This is a genomic window from Chryseobacterium pennipullorum, from assembly GCF_003384725.1.
GTDB lineage: Bacteria > Bacteroidota > Bacteroidia > Flavobacteriales > Weeksellaceae > Chryseobacterium > Chryseobacterium pennipullorum.
Genome location: NZ_QNVV01000001.1, coordinates 234,001 through 255,176 on the forward strand (window position 1 = coordinate 234,001; position 21,176 = coordinate 255,176).

Annotated in this window: 19 protein-coding genes and 1 CRISPR repeat array; of the genes, 7 read left to right on the forward strand and 12 right to left on the reverse strand. The window is 37.3% G+C overall.

All coding sequences use genetic code 11. The annotated features are described in order from the left end of the window. The first annotated feature begins 33 nt into the window (after positions 1–33). Genes DRF67_RS21340 through DRF67_RS21405 form a run of 5 tightly spaced genes read left to right on the forward strand, consistent with a single transcriptional unit; the run spans position 34 to position 1,072 of the window. Positions 34–213, forward strand: a complete 180-nt coding sequence (locus DRF67_RS21340; protein ID WP_123912690.1) for a bacteriocin — start codon at positions 34–36, stop codon at positions 211–213. Between the two features lie 17 nt (positions 214–230). Beyond that, positions 231–440, forward strand: a complete 210-nt coding sequence (locus tag DRF67_RS01100; RefSeq protein ID WP_115925989.1) for a bacteriocin — start codon at positions 231–233, stop codon at positions 438–440. Between the two features lie 28 nt (positions 441–468). Beyond that, entirely contained in the window at positions 469–666 is a 198-nt protein-coding gene (locus DRF67_RS01105) for a bacteriocin (RefSeq protein WP_115926284.1), read from the forward strand. Positions 667–697: 31 nt separating this feature from the next. Further along, positions 698–868 (forward strand): bacteriocin, encoded by a 171-nt coding sequence (locus DRF67_RS01110; protein ID WP_115925990.1) that lies wholly within the window; start codon positions 698–700, stop codon positions 866–868. Positions 869–913: 45 nt separating this feature from the next. Then, positions 914–1,072 (forward strand): hypothetical protein, encoded by a 159-nt coding sequence (locus DRF67_RS21405; RefSeq protein WP_165851715.1) that lies wholly within the window; start codon positions 914–916, stop codon positions 1,070–1,072. Positions 1,073–1,174: 102 nt separating this feature from the next. Here the strand turns inward: DRF67_RS21405 and DRF67_RS21410 are convergent, their stop codons facing one another. From DRF67_RS21410 to DRF67_RS01150, 8 genes are all read right to left on the reverse strand, one after another. Beyond that, positions 1,175–1,339: a hypothetical protein gene (locus tag DRF67_RS21410; RefSeq protein WP_165851716.1), complete on the reverse strand. Its 165-nt coding sequence runs from the start codon at positions 1,337–1,339 to the stop codon at positions 1,175–1,177. 168 nt (positions 1,340–1,507) lie between these two features. Then, positions 1,508–2,599 (reverse strand): redox-regulated ATPase YchF, encoded by a 1,092-nt coding sequence (gene ychF, locus DRF67_RS01115; protein ID WP_115925991.1) that lies wholly within the window; start codon positions 2,597–2,599, stop codon positions 1,508–1,510. A 189-nt stretch (positions 2,600–2,788) separates the two neighbouring features. After that, complete coding sequence (locus DRF67_RS01120; protein WP_115925992.1) at positions 2,789–3,340, reverse strand: ferritin; 552 nt, start codon at positions 3,338–3,340, stop codon at positions 2,789–2,791. A 212-nt stretch (positions 3,341–3,552) separates the two neighbouring features. Next, positions 3,553–5,148 carry a glycoside hydrolase family 10 protein gene (locus DRF67_RS01125; RefSeq protein ID WP_115925993.1) on the reverse strand — a complete coding sequence of 532 codons (1,596 nt, stop codon included), beginning with the start codon at positions 5,146–5,148 and terminating at the stop codon, positions 3,553–3,555. 131 nt (positions 5,149–5,279) lie between these two features. Then, positions 5,280–7,085 carry a translational GTPase TypA gene (typA, locus tag DRF67_RS01130; protein ID WP_115925994.1) on the reverse strand — a complete coding sequence of 602 codons (1,806 nt, stop codon included), beginning with the start codon at positions 7,083–7,085 and terminating at the stop codon, positions 5,280–5,282. A 546-nt stretch (positions 7,086–7,631) separates the two neighbouring features. After that, positions 7,632–7,988, reverse strand: coding sequence for a DUF1294 domain-containing protein (locus DRF67_RS01140; protein ID WP_228435702.1), 357 nt, complete (start codon positions 7,986–7,988; stop codon positions 7,632–7,634). A 19-nt stretch (positions 7,989–8,007) separates the two neighbouring features. Beyond that, positions 8,008–8,541, reverse strand: a complete 534-nt coding sequence (locus DRF67_RS01145) for a type 1 glutamine amidotransferase domain-containing protein (RefSeq protein WP_115925997.1) — start codon at positions 8,539–8,541, stop codon at positions 8,008–8,010. A 145-nt stretch (positions 8,542–8,686) separates the two neighbouring features. Next, a complete protein-coding gene (locus DRF67_RS01150; protein ID WP_115925998.1) occupies positions 8,687–9,364 on the reverse strand; it encodes a YceI family protein in 678 nt (225 codons plus the stop codon). An 848-nt stretch (positions 9,365–10,212) separates the two neighbouring features. Here DRF67_RS01150 and DRF67_RS01155 point away from each other — a divergent pair. Next, positions 10,213–10,434, forward strand: coding sequence for a hypothetical protein (locus DRF67_RS01155; protein ID WP_115925999.1), 222 nt, complete (start codon positions 10,213–10,215; stop codon positions 10,432–10,434). A gap of 39 nt (positions 10,435–10,473) precedes the next feature. Here DRF67_RS01155 and DRF67_RS01160 read toward each other — a convergent pair whose 3' ends face one another. The 4 genes from DRF67_RS01160 to cas9 all read right to left on the reverse strand — a co-directional run bounded on the left by DRF67_RS01160 (position 10,474) and on the right by cas9 (position 18,739). Continuing rightward, entirely contained in the window at positions 10,474–10,656 is a 183-nt protein-coding gene (locus DRF67_RS01160) for a hypothetical protein (protein ID WP_123912691.1), read from the reverse strand. Between the two features lie 259 nt (positions 10,657–10,915). After that, positions 10,916–13,192: a CRISPR direct-repeat array (repeat unit 47 nt; unit sequence GTTGTGAATTGCTTTCATAAATCACTAACTTTGTGATTAACCACAAC). Between the two features lie 57 nt (positions 13,193–13,249). After that, on the reverse strand, positions 13,250–13,588 hold the full coding sequence (gene cas2 / locus DRF67_RS01165) for a CRISPR-associated endonuclease Cas2 (RefSeq protein WP_034678328.1): 339 nt from the start codon (positions 13,586–13,588) through the stop codon (positions 13,250–13,252). Continuing rightward, positions 13,585–14,478 carry a type II CRISPR-associated endonuclease Cas1 gene (cas1, locus tag DRF67_RS01170; protein ID WP_115926001.1) on the reverse strand — a complete coding sequence of 298 codons (894 nt, stop codon included), beginning with the start codon at positions 14,476–14,478 and terminating at the stop codon, positions 13,585–13,587. The genes cas2 and cas1 overlap by 4 nt, the downstream gene beginning before the upstream one ends. A 10-nt stretch (positions 14,479–14,488) precedes the next feature. Beyond that, positions 14,489–18,739, reverse strand: coding sequence for a type II CRISPR RNA-guided endonuclease Cas9 (gene cas9 / locus DRF67_RS01175; RefSeq protein ID WP_115926002.1), 4,251 nt, complete (start codon positions 18,737–18,739; stop codon positions 14,489–14,491). Positions 18,740–18,971: 232 nt separating this feature from the next. Between cas9 and DRF67_RS01180 the strand changes: the two genes are divergently transcribed. Beyond that, positions 18,972–21,095, forward strand: a complete 2,124-nt coding sequence (locus DRF67_RS01180) for a Tex family protein (protein WP_115926003.1) — start codon at positions 18,972–18,974, stop codon at positions 21,093–21,095. Positions 21,096–21,176: the final 81 nt, after the last annotated feature.

Below are 21,176 nucleotides of genomic sequence, written 5' to 3' on the forward strand. Positions count from 1 at the left end.
ATTTTTTAAGTCCATTCCACTAAAAGAAAAACTATGAAAAAGCAGAATTTACACGAAGCTAAAAAACTGACTAAGCATCAGCTAAAATCCATCTCCGGAGGATTACTGAACTGTATGATGCTTGTTCCATGTCCACCCTGCGAATCAACTGCAGACGCCAACGGATGCACCCTGATTTCTCCACATTGTGGCCAAAAGATCTGTAGACCTTAACTAAATCCAATATTAGTATGAAAAATCAACACGTAAACAAAGGGAAAAAGCTCAACAAAAAAGAGCTAAAATCTATTACCGGCGGTATGCTCGACTGTATGCAGCCTACCTTATGCCCGGACTGGCCTTGTGAGACTTACCCACCGGATGACCCACGGAACTGTACTAAAATTTCGGTAGGGTGTGCACAGAAAATATGCAGACCGCATGAAACACCTATTGAGTAAACACCATAATCATTCTAAAACCAACCCTATGAAAAACACTCATCTAAACACAGGAAAAAAGCTCAACAAAAAAGAATTGAAAACCATTAAAGGAGGATTGCTCAACTGTATACAGCCGGTATTATGTCCTGTGCTGCCCTGCGAACCATCCTCAGACCCGTATGGATGTACGATTATTTCGATGGCATGTGCACAAAAGGAGTGCAGACCACAACCTATAGAGTAAGAATAATTCTAACCCATTAAAAACGAACCCCATGAAAAACCAACCCTTCCATAAAGGAAAAAAATTAAACAAAAAGGAATTAAAGACCATCACAGGCGGATTGATCAGCTGTGTTGACCTGACAACCGGCCGATGCAGAATAACAGGCACCATCTGTGCTGAACGCCAATGCAGATTTGTCCCGGAACCTCACTTGCCTTAATTCGACAGTGAGCTCAATAAAAATAACTTATAAATCATCAATATTATGAAAAATCACAATCTAAACAACGGAAAAAAACTGAATAAAAAACAATTAAGGGTCATTACGGGAGGAAAAGAAATGTGCTTACTCGCTGACCTGACCTGCAAAAGAATTTCGTTTGCCTGTGCAGAACCGCAATGCCAGCCGGGTATTGAAATTTAAGAACTATAAAAATGATAATGATCCCGGATCTAAACAAAAGATCCGTCAGCATCATCAATAAGTATGAAATCGCTTTCCGGCTGGAAAGCGATTTTTTTATGGCTAAACAACAGTTTGTCCTACCCTCTCCAGGATCCATTTTCCTTTTACATATTCCACAGTATCATCAGAGGTGGAGCTGCGGTCAGAAGCATAGATATAAAAGACATCCGGATCCTGATCATTTCTCTGGATTCTGGAAATGCTTCTGTTTGTTAAGTCTGTCATTCCAGCCAAGTAAGTTTGTTTGCTCTTATTCTCGAAAATTAAATTATATCGTTGAGGCCTATCATACCGGCTGTGACAATTTTCATCCTAAAAGTTGAGTATATGAATGCAAAAAACGCCCCCACATTCATGGAAGCGCTTTTTTATAAACTAACTTTAATATTTCTTTTATACGTTGAATCTGAAGTGCATGATGTCTCCATCCTGAACGATATATTCTTTACCTTCCACAGAAAGCTTTCCGGCTTCTTTGATCTTTACTTCAGAACCGTAATGGATGTAATCATTGTACTTGATCACTTCTGCACGGATAAAACCTTTTTCGAAGTCTGTGTGGATCACTCCAGCTGCCTGAGGCGCTGTCCATCCCTGCCCGATTGTCCAGGCTCTCACTTCTTTTACTCCTGCTGTGAAATAGGTCTGAAGTTTCAGAAGGTCATAGGCTTTTCTGATCAGACGGTTTACTCCCGGCTCAGTAAGACCTAGCTCATCAAGGAAAATTTCTCTTTCCTCAAAGGTTTCTAGCTCGTTGATATCAGCTTCTATCTGGGCTGCTAATACTACAACTTCAGCTCCTTCATTTTTAGCCATCTCCTCGATCTTAGCAATCCAGTCGTTTCCGTTTTTGATAGAATTTTCATCTACATTACAAACGTAAAGCACCGGCTTATTCGTTAACAGCTGAACTTCTCCTATTATTGACTGTGTGAAATCATCAGTCGCAAATTCTCTGGCATTCTTTCCATCTTCAAGGAATTTCTGAAGATTCTGAAGCGTTTCATATGTAAGAATATCTTCCTTTTTCCCGGATTTGATGAATTTTTTAGCCTTTTCAACTGCTTTTCCTACCGTTTCAAGGTCTTTCAGCTGCAACTCAATATCAATAATTTCCTTATCTCTCAAAGGGTCTACAGAACCTTCAACGTGAACAATATTACCATTATCGAAGCATCTTAAAACGTGGATGATTGCTTCACACTCTCTGATATTCGCCAGGAACTGGTTCCCCAATCCTTCTCCTTTGCTGGCTCCTTTTACAAGACCTGCAATATCAACAATCTCTACAACAGCCGGTAAAACTCTTTCTGGTTTTACGATTTTTTCCAGTTCAAACAATCTCTGATCCGGTACTGATACCGTCCCAAGGTTAGGTTCAATAGTACAGAAAGGATAGTTTGCCGACTGAGCTTTTGCGTTGCTCAGACAGTTAAAAAGAGTTGATTTACCTACATTCGGCAGGCCTACGATTCCACATTTCATATTGTAAAATTCAAAGTTTAAGGTTTAGGTTTGAGGTTCAATGCGTGAGGAATAAAGCTGCATGTGCTTTTTATCTGCGCTGTTGAACTTTCAGCGTGCAAAGATAGTGAATTTTAAGGGAGTTTCATAATAAAAAAATCTACCAGAAGTCTGGCAGATTTTCAAATAATTTTATTTCGAGTTTTGTGTTTATGGATTGTTTCCGGTAGCCTCCTGAGCCAGCGGAACATCATTAGGGGCTTCCTGCAGGGTTTTGTCCAGCGTAAATAAAGACTCATCTGTCGCTCTGTCTCCGCCTGCAATTTTCAACTTGTCGATCAAATTCTGAGCAAGGGTCTCCTCTTCAATCTGCTCCTGCACAAACCACTGCATAAAGTTCCATGTTGCCCAATCTTTCTCTTCCATGGACAGGTCCACAATTCTGTAAATAGCTGTTGTATTGTCTACTTCATGTTTAAAAACGCCGTCAAAACAGGCTGTAAGATTTTCAGGATCTGCCGGTGGCGCCGGTATTGCATCTACTTTTGGTTTTCCGCCTCTGTTTAGAACATATTCCATGAATTTGAGTGAATGGTTTCTTTCTTCCTGGGCATGTCTGTACAGGAAATTGGCAATCCCCTGGTAGCCTTTGTCATCTGCCCATATTCCATAAGATAAAAAAACGTGTGATGCATGAATTTCTTTATTCATCTGATCACTAAGTGCTTTTTCCATGTTTGCGGAAAGTCTGTTAGTATTCATAATGTTACATTTTGGTGATTATGGATCTAATCATGCAAAAATGATTCCGCTACCATGTATCATGCAACCATAATCTTTTATTCCCGCTTTTTATTCAACTGAAAAACAAGAGTTTAAACTCTTAATTTATAGCTATTCTAAAATAAAACCCGGTCCTGCAGGACCGGGAGTCATATTGTTGGTAACAGAACCTGCTACATTTTTTCAGAAGACTATTTTATTTTCTTCGCCATATAATCGCTTTCATTTCCTAATCTGTCAATTGCTTTGATTGCAACTCCGTTTAATTTTTTTCCGTCTTTAAACTTAGGAATATCTTTTGAAAGGGTATCCAATGTTAGAATCTCGGTCTGCCATACTCCGTTGTACTGGGTAAAAAGCACCCACTGAAACACATCACCGATCTTTTTTGTACTCCAGCTAGCCTGTACAGAGCTCCCGCTGTCTGCAATGAAAAGCGTCGGAGTCTGGAGTGGAACGGTTTTTATCCAGGGAGACTTCGGTACCAGTGCCTTTTCAGTGTAAGGCCCGTTTTTAAGAGCCGGCAGCATATTCGGGTTTTTTGTAAGACCTGCAATACTCCAGTGAATTTCCCCGGCATCATTTTTCAGAATACGTCTTGAGATTTCAATCTGATTTTTAATTTCCGAAGGGCGGTCTGACACTTTGATTTCAACGGTATTCAATCCCGGCCAAAGATGGCGGTTCATGGTATTTTCACCCTGCCACCAGCTGAGAAGGGATTCAAATCCCTGTCCTTTGGAATCTATCGGCCAATACAGCTGGGGTGAGAAATAATCTACCCAGCCCCTGTTTAACCACAGTTTGGCATCTGCATAGAGCTCATCATACTGTGAAGAACCAACAATTCCTGCCGGATATCCCGGTTTCCAGATCCCAAACGGGCTGATCCCGAATCTCACATTATTTTTTTCTGCATGTATTTCTTTGTAGATACGCTCAACGAATTTGTTCACGTTATCTCTCCTCCAGTCTGCCCTTGACAGGGTACCTCCGCTGCTCACATAAGCATTCCAGCTTGCATGATCCGGGAAGTCAGCTCCCCTGTTATAGGTTGCATACGGATAGAAATAATCGTCAAAATGAACGGCATCTATATCATATCTTTTTACAATATCTTTTACCACATTCGACACATGCCCCTGAGTCTTTGGATTGGCAGGGTCAAACCAATACATTCCGTTCTTCAGTCTCACGACAATATCGGAAAGCTTGCTGGCCATTGACAGATTATTTACTGTACCTCCATTGGTATGGTGGGCACGGTAAGGGTTGAGCCATACATGCAGCTCCAGCCCTCTTTTATGAGCTTCTTCTATCCAAAACTGAAGCGGATCATAATTCGGATATGGCGCTGTTCCGGTGGATCCTGTAAGAAAGTATGACCAGGGTTCTATATTACTTGTATACAATGCATCTGCAGAGGGTCTGATCTGAAAAATTGCCGCGTTGAAATTGTTATCTTTCAGCATATCCAGCATGCTGATGGCCTCAGCTTTTTGCTGATCTACGGTCAGGTCATTTCTTGATGGCCAGTTGATGTTGGCAACGCTTGCGATCCATGCACCGCGAAATTCACGTTTTATTTCCGGAAGTGTGGTTCTGAAAGTGTCGTCTGCAGAAGCGGGAATTGTAGTTATGGGTTTAGGGGGTGTGGTATTGTTTTTAGGTTGAGTGGTATTTTTGGAGGGAGGAGTTGTTACAACATTGTTCTGAACTGAACATGAAATGCTGTATGATGCTAAAACACCTGATAAAACAATTAGCTTTAATTTCTTCATTCTCATAGTTTCAAAACTACTTTACGTTTATTTTTTTATTTCTTAGAGATTATTATGCCAAAATAATCATTTAATAGGTTATCACAGAAAAAAAGCCCCGAAAAATCGAGGCTTTGATTTTATAGATAAGAATTGTATTAAGCTTTCGCTGATCTTTCCAATCTTTTTCTTTCTTCTTCAGAAAGGATTTTCTTTCTCATTCTGATAAAGTTCGGAGTAACCTCAATGGCTTCGTCACCCTGGATGTATTCCATACATTCTTCCAGTGAGAATAAGATTTTCGGAGCAACACCGGTATCTTTATCTTTTCCGGAAGCTCTCATGTTGTTCAGCTGTTTTGCTTCTACAATATTTACCACAAGATCTCCAGGCTTATTCTGCTCACCGATAATCATCCCTGTGTAGATTTCCTCACCCGGATCCACAAAGAACTTCCCTCTATCCTGTAGTTTTGCAATAGAATATTCTGTAGCCGGACCTGTCGTCTTGCTGATCAGTACCCCATTGTTTCTTCCAGGAATAGCTCCTTTGTAAGGCTTATATTCTGTGAAACGGTGTGCCATAATAGCTTCCCCTGCAGTAGCCGTTAACATCTGAGAACGCAATCCGATTAAACCTCTTGAAGGAATTTCGAATTCCATATGCTGCATTTCACCTTTGGTTTCCATAATGTGAAGGTCACCTTTTCTCTGTGTTGCCAAATCGATTACTCTTGAAGCAAATTCTTCAGGAACATCTACAACCAAAGATTCATAAGGCTCGCATCTTTCCCCATCAATTTCTCTGAAGATAACCTGCGGCTGACCGATGGTCATTTCATATCCTTCTCTTCTCATGGTTTCGATCAAAACGGAAAGGTGAAGGATACCTCTACCAAAAACAAGGAATGTGTTGGCATCATCAGTTTGCTGAACTCTTAATGCAAGGTTTTTCTCAAGTTCTTTTGTTAATCTTTCTTTCAGGTGATTAGAGGTAACATATTTACCGTCTTTACCAAAGAAAGGTGAGTTGTTGATAGAGAACGTCATGTTCAGTGTAGGCTCATCAATAGCCGTTCTTTCCAATGGTTCAGGATTTTCAAGATCTACGAATGAATCACCGATCTGGAAAGCGTCAAAACCTACTACAGCACAGATATCTCCTGCCTGTACTTCAGTTACTTTTTTCTTTCCTAATCCTTCGAAAACATAAAGCTCCTTTACTTTTCCTTTTACAATTTTACCATCTGCCTGAGCAAGACCGATCCACTGGGATTCTTTAATCTCTCCTCTAGTTACTTTCCCGATTGCAATTCTTCCTAAGAAAGAAGAGAAATCCAAAGAAGTAATCTGCATCTGAAGGCTTCCTTCCGTTACTTTTGGTTCCGGAACGTATTGCAGGATACCATCCAATAATGGTAATATATCTTCCGTCTGTTCTAATGAAGTGTTGAACCAACCTTGTTTTGAAGATCCGTAGAATGTAGGGAAATCCAGCTGCTCTTCTGTAGCATCAAGGTTGAAGAACAAATCAAATACTTTATCGTGAACTTCGTCAGGACGACAGTTTGGTTTGTCTACTTTATTGATCACCACCAATGGTCTTAATCCCAACTCCAAAGCTTTCTGAAGCACGAATCTCGTTTGCGGCATCGGTCCTTCGAACGCATCCACCAACAAAATAACTCCATCAGCCATTTTTAATACTCTCTCTACTTCTCCACCGAAATCCGCGTGACCAGGAGTATCAATTACGTTAATTTTTGTGTCTTTATAAGTAACAGAAATATTCTTGGATAAGATGGTAATCCCCCTTTCTCTTTCAAGATCGTTGTTATCCATAATTAACTCTCCACTCTCCTGATTTTCTCTGAAAATATTGGTAGCGTGAATGATTTTGTCAACCAAAGTCGTCTTCCCGTGGTCAACGTGTGCGATAATCGCAATATTTCTAATGTTTTGCATAAAAGATTTTTACGGGTGCAAAAATAGTGATTTTAAATGAAAAATAGTTTTGTTATATAAATATTTAATATTATGTTTAAAATACTTATTTACAGACTGATAAAAAATACTGCTCAAAAAGTATCGTTTAAGGTCATTTATATACACCTATTAATTCACATGAATCGGTTACAGGTGGTTCTCCACATGCAATGGCAAACTCACGCACTGCCGGAAACTTCTGTTCCCCATCCCATCTCACAAAGCGTGAGTCCGGATCCTGGCATCTTACCATTTCTTTTACAGTTCCTCCATGAACTGTTTTTATGTCACTTTTCGAAAATTTTCCTAAATTTCGTCATAGCATAATCTTTTGGTTTTCAACAATAAAGATATCAAAAAAAACATCTATAAAAGATTATTTATCTTAAAAAGATTCAACTATTGATAAGCATTCCACCATCAATGATATTTCCGCAGGAACACTAACAAAGGAAAATGATATCTGTATGATAATCAGAGGAAATTCTTTAAAAATGTACAGGTTTATCTCGAAGAATAGGTCAATCAATGCCTTATTAGCCTGTACAATACAACCAGATCAATCAAAACCACCAGGATAAATTTTACAAGAAATGATTTTTTAGAAACTTTATGGTTGAAGAGGATCATGCTGCAGGCAGCGCCTGCAAAGCCTCCTGCCAGTGAAAGTCCTAAAAGGACATGCTCCGGAATTCTCCGATGATGCCGCTTTGCCTTATACTTATCCAAGCCAAAAATTCCAAAGGTAAGCAGGTTTATAATCAGCAGAAAAAAAATCATCTTCAGTCTCAATTTGCCACAAATATAAAATATTATCCCTGATATGATGGAAACGACACTGTCATAAAAAAAGATCCGGTGTTCTACTTCCGAATCTTTCATATTTTTACACAGTGGTATTTTAATGCTTGCCTTCGTTGATCTCCTCAACCATTTTAGCATTGAAGGCAGGCAGATCTTTTGGGGTTCTGCTTGTCACCAGCCCTTGATCAACAATCACTTCCTGATCTTCCCAATGGGCACCGGCATTTATAAGATCTTTGCTAATCGAGTTGACAGAAGTCATATTTCTACCATTGACCACCTCAGCATTGATCAGGATCTGTGGTCCGTGACAGATGGCCGCCACCGGCTTACTTTGCACAAAGAAATCTTTGACGAAAGATAAAGCTTTATCATTGGTTCTTAACTGATCGGGATTGATTACTCCACCGGGAAGAACCAAAGCATCATAATCCGAAGCAGCTGCCTCATCCAGGGTTTTATCTACAGGATAGTCTTTTCCCCAATCCTTTTCTGCCCACGCTTTAATGGCCCCCGGTTCCGGGCTTATAATATGGGTAGTCCAGCCCTGCTGTTCAAGATGTTCTTTCGGTGACTGAAGTTCACTTTCCTCAAAGCCATGAGTGGCCAGAATTGCAATCTTTTTTGACATAATATATGATTTTAGGTATTATGTTAACTTAAGAGAAAAAATAATGCCGTCCGGCAGTTAGTGAATGCCAAAAAAAGTTAAAAATATACCACAAAAAAGCCGCTTTACTTAAAAGCGGCCCCTGTACATCCTGTATCGGTTACAGTTATTTTTTAGCTTTTACATCAAGAGCAATTTCGATGTCCTTGCTGATCATCCATTCTGCAGGATCTGCTTCGGAAGTTCCGAATTTAATTCCCCAATCGGCTCTGTTCACTGTAAATTTAGCCTGAACAGAAGCTGAATTTTCAGCTACCTCTACTTTAGCAGGGAAAGTAACATTTACTGTTTTTCCTGATAATGTAAGATTTCCGCTTACTGTTTTGTTAGCGCCTGCAATAGCTTCTGCTGGTGCTGCTGCTAAATCTGTTACACTTGTAATTTTGAAATCTGAGGTAGGGTTTTTCGCTGCATCAAAGAAATCGGCACTTTTAAGGTGTGTTTCAAGATCTGCCGGTTTCTTATCTTTTTCAGTTACTGAAGCCGGATCTACTTTGATAGAACCCATATCGATCACAAAGTTTCCAGCGGAAACCTGACCACCGTCCACACTGATATCTCCGGACTTTACCGTAAGAGTTCCCCAACGTGGAGCCATTCCTCCTTTGTGGAAAGCTTTCCAGTTGACAACAGAAGTTACCGTATCAACAGCTAATACTTCTCCTTTGCTTTCCGCTACCGTCTGCTCCTGAGCCGTAGCTGCAGAATCTGCAGATTTTTCTTTATTACATGATGCTGCCAGCAATCCTACTCCTACTAATGCAATTACACTAAGTTTTTTCATATTATTGAATTGTTTTAAAAGTTTATCGAAATTAATTATTTTTCAGATTCCAAAAGTATAAAAAACCAAATTACCAATCCCTTATCATACATCAAGAAATTAAGATTACAGTGTATGGTGGAAAATGAATGGGCTTTGAAGTGGTTTGAAATGAATACTGGATAAGCTCCTCGGCTATTTATTGCCTGCAGTTTCACCAGTAATATAAATATAGATTGAGGCTCTTGTCAGGTTCGGGTTGACCGGATAGTCCAAATAACAAAAACCCCCGAAATGGGGGTTAGAATATAAATGAATTATAAAAAAGTGATGTGGTGTTATATAAAAGGTTCCCTTACAAACCCGCACTGATCATAACAATGCGCATGCCAGAAGTATCACCGTTTAATGAAATGATCATATTTGTGGTATCTAAAAAAAATAAATACCACATTATAAAACCAACTGGTATTTTGGCCTATTGCTTGATAATGGATACAAAAAATTTCAACACCAATGGAACCTGTACCCCATGAAGTAAAAAATAATGAAATTACGGTAACCCTTGCACTTCTCAGTAAGGACTTACAAGATATGATGCATCACTGCCTATTATATAACTGGAAGTACGAAATTATCGATTCTTATAATTTACAGCTGCATATTCCAAAAGATTCAGTGCATCTCCTTTTTTATTTAGGCCATAAAATTTTATCCGGGATCAGCCCACTTGAATATCTACAAACTCGGTCCCATGAACTCCATTCAACTTGATCTAGATGAGATTCCACAGTTACGATCATATGGCAAATTATAATGGCTGTATTTATATTATTTGTATATTAGAAGTGAACTAAAAAATATCAACTATGAAATTTGACTTTTCTGAAAATCAGTGGAACAAAACAGACAATGGCTATGAGCTTTCTATTCCGAAAGAAAAGCCTTATGCATATTACATCGTACAAGTATATGGTAAAGAAGGAGATATTTATGGCGAAGTAATTACAGACATTTATGACTATCCCGAGATAGTTAAACTTGTCGTTAACACCCCTTTTGATGGCTATGCACTTCTAATGAATGTTTAAGATTACAAAAGTCCCCACTGCTATGTGGGGATTTTTATTTCAGTAACAAGTCCTACAGTATTTTTTATCTACGTATTCTTTATTTCCCGAAGAGCTAACATAATAACAACCTCCTTTTTCTCCTACGTGCAATGTTTTTCCGTTATAAGAACACCCGCCGGAATCAGATCCACCACCGCCGCAAGAGATTGCTGCAATACCTATCGCAAATAGTATAATCATTTTTTTCATCGTACAATATTTTTAACTGCTGTAAAACTATATACTGTAGGCATAGATAAAATACGTGTTCCCGTAATTACATTAATTTGTCTGAACTTTTTATGATGATACTCATAAACTATACATGTGGTACCTTCTATATTTACACAACCATAATAGTTGTACAGAATCTTAGTACAATTGACTCTCCCCTCAAAAGGAGAGTTTTGTTATACTTGTTATTCAAAGAACTTCCCATCATCTACACAATTATTCTTTTGTTGTGAATTGTTTTTATAAATCACTAATTTTGTCATTAACCACAACGACAAGAAAAATTGACCGAAGGGTTTAGGAGTTGTGAATTGCTTTCATAAATCACTAACTTTGTGATTAACCACAACAAGTGAACAGGCTAGGGAAATCATTCTCCAGTTGTGAATTGCTTTCATAAATCACTAACTTTGTGATTAACCACAACTTTTACTTTTATTTGTATTAAAGTGCTGTGGTTGTGAATTGCTTTCATAAATCACTAACTTTGTGATTAACCACAACTAGAAGGCTGGAGGAATAAGCTTAGAAATGGTTGTGAATTGCTTTCATAAATCACTAACTTTGTGATTAACCACAACATTCCTCTGATTTTAAGCAAAGAACCCTGAGTTGTGAATTGCTTTCATAAATCACTAACTTTGTGATTAACCACAACTTCTTCTTCATCCGTTAATGTCTTTTTATAGTTGTGAATTGCTTTCATAAATCACTAACTTTGTGATTAACCACAACATAGTTTTTAAAACTATGATTTACAGCGCAGTTGTGAATTGCTTTCATAAATCACTAACTTTGTGATTAACCACAACTATGGCAACAAGAGGTAGAAAGGTAAAGTAGTTGTGAATTGCTTTCATAAATCACTAACTTTGTGATTAACCACAACTATGGCAACAAGAGGTAGAAAGGTAAAGTAGTTGTGAATTGCTTTCATAAATCACTAACTTTGTGATTAACCACAACCCCGGCTTATGATCCAGCACTGGTTGCTGGTTGTGAATTGCTTTCATAAATCACTAACTTTGTGATTAACCACAACGATATTCAAGATATTAATTTTGATAAATTAGTTGTGAATTGCTTTCATAAATCACTAACTTTGTGATTAACCACAACTTCACCTAATACAAACCCACAGGATTACTAGTTGTGAATTGCTTTCATAAATCACTAACTTTGTGATTAACCACAACAGACGAGAAAATAAATTGCGCATTGTTGGAGTTGTGAATTGCTTTCATAAATCACTAACTTTGTGATTAACCACAACAGCTCTTGCACGTGCTAAAAGTGTAGGACAGTTGTGAATTGCTTTCATAAATCACTAACTTTGTGATTAACCACAACGAAATTACTGTTGTTCTTATAATCTCTGTAGTTGTGAATTGCTTTCATAAATCACTAACTTTGTGATTAACCACAACCTCAACATTAAAATGTACACACTGCAAGCAGTTGTGAATTGCTTTCATAAATCACTAACTTTGTGATTAACCACAACTATATGAAAAATTTCGAGGTTCGCATATAGTTGTGAATTGCTTTCATAAATCACTAACTTTGTGATTAACCACAACCATTTTTGTTACGATCGTACCCAAACTTCAGTTGTGAATTGCTTTCATAAATCACTAACTTTGTGATTAACCACAACCCCGTTTCATAATGGTAGTACGCCTTTACCGTTGTGAATTGCTTTCATAAATCACTAACTTTGTGATTAACCACAACAGACTATTCAAATTACGTAAACATCTATGAGTTGTGAATTGCTTTCATAAATCACTAACTTTGTGATTAACCACAACAGAAGATCAAGAGGCACATTGCACCGAATGGTTGTGAATTGCTTTCATAAATCACTAACTTTGTGATTAACCACAACCGCCAAGGCTGCAGAGACTTCCTCGATTGAGTTGTGAATTGCTTTCATAAATCACTAACTTTGTGATTAACCACAACTATTACTCATTACCAGTCATTCGAAAAGCCGTTGTGAATTGCTTTCATAAATCACTAACTTTGTGATTAACCACAACAACATTTGCTGCAGCGATTACAGCAATTAAGTTGTGAATTGCTTTCATAAATCACTAACTTTGTGATTAACCACAACTTGACCATCCGTGTCACTCACGAAGCTTGAGTTGTGAATTGCTTTCATAAATCACTAACTTTGTGATTAACCACAACTCATGATTTTTTAAATTCATTGACGTGGCAGTTGTGAATTGCTTTCATAAATCACTAACTTTGTGATTAACCACAACAAGATGAATTTGACCAAATTGACCAGCGTTGTTGTGAATTGCTTTCATAAATCACTAACTTTGTGATTAACCACAACAAAATTCTCTTTTCCTGTTTCTAAATCGTAGTTGTGAATTGCTTTCATAAATCACTAACTTGGTAATTAACCACAACCTATACGCCTGAAACATGGGAACGCCCTTGTTGTGAATTGCTTTCATAAATCACTAACTTTGTGATTAACCACAACCTCAAAATTTAATCCGTTGAAATTCAACGGATTTATTATAGAATCAGGATTTAAAAATTAGAATAATTCAAGTTGTTGGAAAGTTGGTGGAGGTTCTTCTTTATTTCTGGCAAAGAATATTTCAATATCTCCAAACTGCTTGTCAGTGATGCACATAATAGCCACTTTTCCAGCTTTGGGAAGCATAAACTTCACTCTTTTAATATGAACCTCAGCGTTTTCACGACTTGGGCAATGTCTTACATACATTGAAAACTGAAATAATGTAAAACCATCATCAAGTAAAGATTTACGAAAGCGGTTGGCATCTTTCATATTGGCCTTAGTCTCTGTCGGGAGATCATATAATACTAAAACCCACATAATTCGGTACGCATTAAACCTTTCGGCATTCATATCAGTTCGAGATAAGAGATCAGGCGTTTTTCTCCCGTATAGCATTTATACAGTGATGTAGCAGTTGTTTTTACTGCAACCAATAAGGGCCTGGTCTTATCATCTATTCTTACATCTTTGGTCGCAATCTGCAACATGAAGGCTTTAAATTCTTTAGTTAATTCCTCAGACTCTGAATTGATTGCCAGCCATTGCATTATCAATAAGTCGACGAAAGGACGATAAGGCTCCATCAGGTCATCAGCCAGACAGTAAGGGTTGTATTTGTTCTTATGAAAAATTCCGAGAACGGGAAGTAAACCGGTTTCAACAATTGCTCTGGCGACAATACTTCTGAGAACTGAATATCCAAAATTAAAAAACTGATTGGGTGAATCTCCAAAACGTTGTCTCAAAAAATCCAGGCTGATAAGATATTTCCAGTAATGTTGTGCTGCAATACCTTCCATATTGGTAATATCACCACTTTTCACGTTATTTTGGTAATCAATCATCGGCTCGTAATAATTTCCTAAGCGCCTTAAAACTTCTTTTTGGTTTTCAATTTTACATTCCACAGTTTGTTTCCAAAGCTGTTTTTTAAGGGGTTCACTGGCTTCTAATTGGTCTTTGATTCGATCAGAATGCTCAGTATGTCCATACAGCGGAAGCATCATTCCGTGAGGTAAATGATGACTGTCGCAACTGACTACTACCACATTGTTTCCCATCATTTTCTGAATTAACTGATGAGAAATGGTAATCTGGAAATGATCCAACATCAGCAATCCCAAATCTTCCACCGGAACTTTACCTTTCGTTTCCTTAGTGGAGGGTTCTAAAATATACATTTGTTCATCTTTGAGTTTAAGATAAGCAGGATTGCCGATGTAAATTGAGCGGATGATCATATTATAATTATTAATGCCATTTTATTTTCCCATCAAGTGTAACTTCGAAATCTTTATGTTCAACAGCAAAATTCCATTGTCCCTGACTCAATCTTAGAAATATTTGCTTCTCTTTAAAGTCAAATAATGAATATTCCTTATTTTCTTTTTTGAGTTCAGTATCTATTCCCGCCGCTAAATGATGTCTGAATTTCATTCTCCCGGAATCTGCCTCAAATTGGTACACTTTAAATAGCCGTCTGGATATCTCCTCACTATCAAGCTCTTTTAATTCACTAAAAGAATCTTTATAGAAAATGACTTTATCCTCTTTTTTCAGAACAGTGTATAATGGAATAATTGATTTATTTTTCCCTCTACCTACTTCAATTGAAGAAAATTCAGGTTCATTATACAAGCTTTTTATATCTTTCAGTTTTAATTCTGACAGCTCAATAATAGATAATACTTTCATTGCTTTGCCTGCTTCATTTTTATAAAAAAGACAGTATGGATTTTCTCCATTAACAGCTAATGTTCTTTTTTTATATTCTTTTTTAGATTCAAACTGGTGTTGATGCACTTTCACTGCAGTGCTATATTTCAATTGCCGTTCAAAGCATCTGATTTTTCTTATTTTTTCTCCTATTTTATTTCCTTCTGAATCCAGCATATAAACCCCATTCATAAGGGCTGATTTGAAATCCGAATCATCAACCTGCTTTTTTATCATTTCGAATAAAGCTTTATCAACAATAATTTTTTCTATTTCTTCTATTGTTTTAAAACCAGGTGAATTCGCATCATTCTTATATATTAAGGGTCTTCTCAATACTAGAAAAACGTCATCCTTCAAAATCATATTTTTATTTTCATCAAAAAGAATCTGACCATCATCATTTCTTAACGGCTGTTTTATAGCCCCGTAAAATGTTTCACCATGCAGCTGTCCTCTGATCGTATCTCCTTTTGCTATTTTAGGGATCTTCCTCCCTTCATCATCCAATTTATAATGATAGACATCTTTATCATCCTTAAGCTTAGTGTAATCTATTTTACCTCTTTTTCTCGATATCTTATAAGTTTGGGTAACCGTTCTATTGTCAACAAGATTATTGATTAGAATTCGATGTTGAATCTCCAAAATATACTTATCAGAAAAAGTTTCCCACTCCATAGGTTTCTCGTGATAAACTTTTCCTGTCCGATTATCTAATTCTTCTTCATATAGTTTGATAATTCTTTCCCTGTGAAAAGCATTGGGTATTAAGGTAAGAATGGCGGCATCCTCCGCATGGTGACTATGTCTACTTCTATTTTTCCGTTCTTTGACAGATTGGATTTTGTATACCTTTTTAAAAATATCGGTTACTGTACCTTTTTCTACCGAAACGTTTTTGAATAATGTTTTAAAATAGGGAAGTGCATATTTTGTGATAAGCTGGGTATCTTTAAGCTGATTATTCCGCCAGCCAGCTTTATATTCAGTAATAGTGAAAGCAGCTAATTTAGCTCTCCAATAGTCTAATTCCAATTTGATAGTATGGTACTTTACAATACAATTATCCTTTATTTCTTTCGAACTGGCATAAGATGCTTTTTTCTTCCAGTCATCATATAATTTTTCAAGGTCGTGGATTTTTTTCCACTTTATGATAACCTGTTCTTTACCTTTAGTTTCTTTGCGTTGAACAGTTCTTTCTCCAAAAAGAAATTCCATATTTCTGATGATCGAACTAAAAGCTTCTCCATTAAAAACAGATTCTGATTCATAATTCAGCAATTGAGTTGGAAGTCTTTTCGCTTTATACTTTCTGTTATAAGCAGCATCAGCAATGGTAAGATTTTTAAGTTCATTGTCAAAACTTATACTTGCAGGAATTGTATGTTCAAAATCATACTTATTGCCAGAAAAAAGATCTGTCAGAGAAATGGATTTTCCTGTATAAATACAAATTTTATTCTGTTCATGCCATAGTCTTAATTTACGGATTAGTATATTTTCGTCAATTAATGCAATATTGGAAAACAGATCTCTATACTCCCTGATTTCTTTTCGGTAGGAATCATTCTCTTTTTCCTTTTCTTTTTGCCAGATCTCAATTGCTTTACGTCTGTTTTTATCATTCAGTTCCCTGGCTATTTCAACAACAACTTTGGTATCTTCATCAATTTTTCTTTCCTGCAACAGATAATTAACTAGATTTTTAAGCTTATATAATGATTTTAAAGCCATTGGATTTTTGAATCCTTTGTTTAATGGTTCCGGATTTCCGAGAAGTCTGATTTGCCTCCCCTCAAATTCTGCTTCAGCGTTTCTTGAAACAAATCTGGAAACTTCATGTTCTTCAATATAGTATTTTTTCTTATCTAGGGAATACTCAAAATAATCTTTAGCCACCATATAATTCTCCTGTTCTGAAGGATGCCACAGGTGCTTCTTTTTATCATCTGTAACATGATAAGTATTCTTCAGGAATTCAAAAATTCTATCATGAATTCTTGTGGGTTTTATGAAAAAGTTGGCTTTAGGGAATAATGGCTTTTTCAAAAACTCCAAATATTGGGTTGATACCTTATTAATTACAGCCAATTTCTCTTCTTCATTCATTTTTTCCCAGCTTGATGTCCCATAATTATCTGTAATTTTACTAAGAATCTGTTTTTTTTCCTCCATATCCAATCCTCTGTTATCAGAAATATAATATCTATCACGGCTATTAAGCATATCAGAAACAAGACTATTAACAATTGTGGTATTTTTTCTTTCGGATACATCTTTCTTTAGAAGAGATGTGATTTCTTCTGCAAAATGATTGACTATGCCTTGCGAGATATTATTTTCACTTAAAATTTTGTGTAGATTAGCCATATATACGGAGTGGCTATACAAAAATCCTTTTTGCAGATAAGGGAGCATCTTTTTAACAGCAGAAAGACTCATTGTAGCATATCCCTGTTGTAATTTAATTTTAGAAAATTTAATTGCCTTTTCTTCATCTAAATGCAAATTTTCTCTCGCAAATTTTTTAAGATTTTCCTGTCCGTCAAAAGTTAAAAGTATATGCCATAAATCCTCGAACGTATACTCAGCTCCATTTTTTCTCTGAGGTTGTGCACTTCGGTCCCCACTAACATCCCAGTGTAATAAATCTTTCCAATCCGTTCCAAAAATATCCAGAAAGTTTTTCAGCAGTTTTACTGAGATCACCTTTGTCTTTCCAGAATGTCTGGAAGATCTGTAAGCACCATCTTTGTTGAGTTGTTTATCTATCACATCAAGATCAAAATCTGAAGAGGATCTAAAAAAGAGAGGATAAATCTTCCCATAAAGATAATCTGACAATTCTGTTTCGGAAGGAGGAATAATATTTAAATTGTTGATAAAAACCCAGGTACGGTATTCTTCATATAGCGGATGGCTCACCGCAACTCTCCTCTTATTTTTTTCATAGATACAATTCCCAATTAAACTTTTTTGTTTTCTCAAAGGTCTTTGCCAGATAATGGTTTTCCAAAGTTTTTCATATTCGGGAGTAGAAATATTCTGAACTTCACAAATCAATTTTAATTCTGTCTCATAATCTTTTCGAAGGTTATAGCGCTGCCTGATTCTTCCACCATTTTCCTTTTGAAAATGATACAAAGCTGCTCCCAATGATTGATAGTGCATAATGTACTTTTCTATTTCATCCCTCCCTTTTGTTTTATTTTTTTCACTTCCTTCAAGCATTGTCCTAGCTTCCTCTTCATCTCTACCTTTAAATCCTCTTCTTTGCACTAACTGATACAGCACCCTTCCTAAAATATGAGGATTGCTATCAAAAACATCTTTATAGTTTTCATCAATGGATAAGGCTCTAAAAACATAATAGCTTTCATTTTTATCTTTTCCGAGTAAATTAAAATCAGGTTTACCATCTCCATCAAAATCAAATCTCAACCAATTAATAAATTCTTTAGACTGAGGATATTCTCTCTTATTTCCTTTCGCATATTTCTTCCAGCGATTTAATTCTTCATTTGTCAATGGGCACATTTCTTTCTCTATCAAAAAGTCCAATAACGCGTATTTTCTATATTTTTCTGCTTGATAATTTCTTCTTTTCCCTCGGCTTTCTGTTCTTTTCTGAACTTTGGGAAACTCAACACCCTTTTCTGAAGCCACTCCCTTTTCAAAAGTAATGACCCCACAATCTTCAATCTGATTTTCTGATAATTCTGTATTTCTGATTGCCCATCCCGTACTATTTGTACCAAGATCAATTCCTAATATTTTCATCTTGTATTATCTTGTTATTGATTTAAAAGTAAAAATAAATATTTCTTCACAATTACGGCTTTCCGTATTGGCCTGTTGAAAATTATTACTATTTTTGAACAAAGCAATTCACAATAAGGCTATAAGCCGAAGAATATCTTTAGTCCTGCGTAATTCGTGGGATTTTTATTTGTATAAGAACAGTCCTTTTTCTCATTCCAAAACCCTATTTTAGCGATCCGAAAACATAACAATGACGACCGTAGCATTTATACAGAAGCAGCTCGATATTTCTGAGAAGAGCATCAACAATACTTTACAACTATTAGCAGAAGACTGTACCATTCCTTTTATAGCTCGTTACCGAAAGGATAAGACCGGGAATCTTGATGAGATCCAGATCGAGCAGATCGGTAAGATCAGCAGGCAGTTTGAGGAGATCATGAAGCGGAAGGAATCTATTTTAAAATCTATAGAAGAGCAGAATGCTTTGTCGCCGGAACTTCAGCAAAGAATAGAACAAAGCTTTGACCTTCAGGAACTGGAAGATCTTTACCTGCCTTTCAAAAAGAGGAAGAAAACCAAAGCGGACAGCGCCAAGGAAAAAGGATTGGAGCCTTTAGCCAGAATCATCATGAGCCAAAAAAATAATGATGTTCGGTTTTTAGCATCAAAATATTTAAATAATGAGGTTCCGTCTGAAGAAGATGCGCTGCAGGGAGCCAGAGACATCATGGCGGAGTGGATCAATGAAAATATGTATGTTCGTAAGAACCTGCGTCGCTTGTTCCAGCGTAAGGCTGTTGTTACTTCTAAAGTGGTGAAGGCAAAAAAGGATGAAGAGGATGCCCAGAAGTTTTCGCAGTATTTTGAATGGGAAGAAAACCTCAGCAGAACTCCTTCTCATAGGCTTTTGGCGATGCTGAGAGCAGAATCGGAAGGTTTTGTAAAAACAAATGTAGGGATCGATAAAGAAGAAGCGATTGACTTTATAGAAAAAGCAATTATCAAATCTAATAATGAAAGTGCTGAGCAGATAGCGCTGGCGGTAAAAGACAGTTATAAAAGACTTTTAGAACCCGCTATTTCAAATGAAGCCCTGCAGGAAGCCAAAGAAAAAGCAGATAAAAAAGCTATTGAGATCTTTGCTGAAAATCTCAGCCAGCTGCTGCTGGCGCCCCCATTGGGAGAAAAGAGAATTTTAGCCATCGACCCGGGATACCGGAGCGGATGCAAAGTGGTATGCCTGGATGAGAAGGGTGATCTGCTGCATAATGAGACCCTCTACCCTCACGCTCCACAGAATGAATCAGGAATGGCAATGAAAAAGATCCGTTCTATGGTGAATGCATACAATATTGAGGCTATTTCTATCGGAAACGGAACAGCAAGTCGTGAAACTGAATTTTTCATTAAGAAAATTGCTTTTGATAAGCCTTTGCAGGTTTTTGTGGTTTCGGAAGCGGGAGCATCAGTTTATTCCGCCAGCAAAATTGCAAGGGACGAATTCCCATCCTATGACGTTACGGTACGTGGTGCGGTTTCTATCGGGAGAAGGCTTTCTGATCCGCTGGCCGAGCTGGTAAAGATTGACCCGAAGTCTATTGGTGTGGGCCAGTATCAGCACGACGTAGATCAGACACAGCTGAAAAGCGAGCTGGATTCTACGGTCATGCGTTGTGTAAATTCTGTGGGCATCAACTTGAATACAGCCAGTAAGTCACTGTTGAGCTATGTCTCAGGTATCGGCGAAAAAATGGCCGAAAATATCGTTAATTACCGTACAGAAAACGGAGCTTTTGAAGACCGTAAACAGCTTAAAAAAGTGCCCCGGCTGGGCGAAAAAGCATTCCAGCAGGCTGCTGCTTTCGTCAGGATATCCAATGCTAAAAATCCTCTCGATAATTCAGCGGTACACCCTGAAGCTTATGGAGTGGTAGAAAAAATAGCAAAAGACCTGGGAATTAAAACCCATGAACTGATTGCCAATAAAGAAAAAATTGCCCTTGTAAAACCGGAAAACTATATGACCGGTGAGATCGGAATTCTGGGGATCAAAGACATCTTGAAAGAGCTTGAAAAACCAGGCCTGGATCCCCGAAAAGCGGCTAAGGTATTTGAATTTGATCCCACTGTTAAAAGCATTAAGGATCTGAAAGCAGGAATGATCCTTCCCGGTATTGTAAACAATATTACCGCCTTTGGATGTTTCGTGGATATGGGGATCAAAGAAAGCGGACTGGTTCATATCTCACAGCTGAAAGACGGTTTTGTCTCGGATGTCAATGAGGTGGTGAAACTTCACCAGCACGTCAGGGTAAAAGTGACGGAAGTGGATGAGGCAAGGAAAAGAGTACAATTGAGCATGATTTTGTAAGCAATATCTATTATTATTTAACCATTAAGATTATTTTAAGGGTTGAGAATCGTAAGCTGAGCTTCGCTTTAAGATATTTTA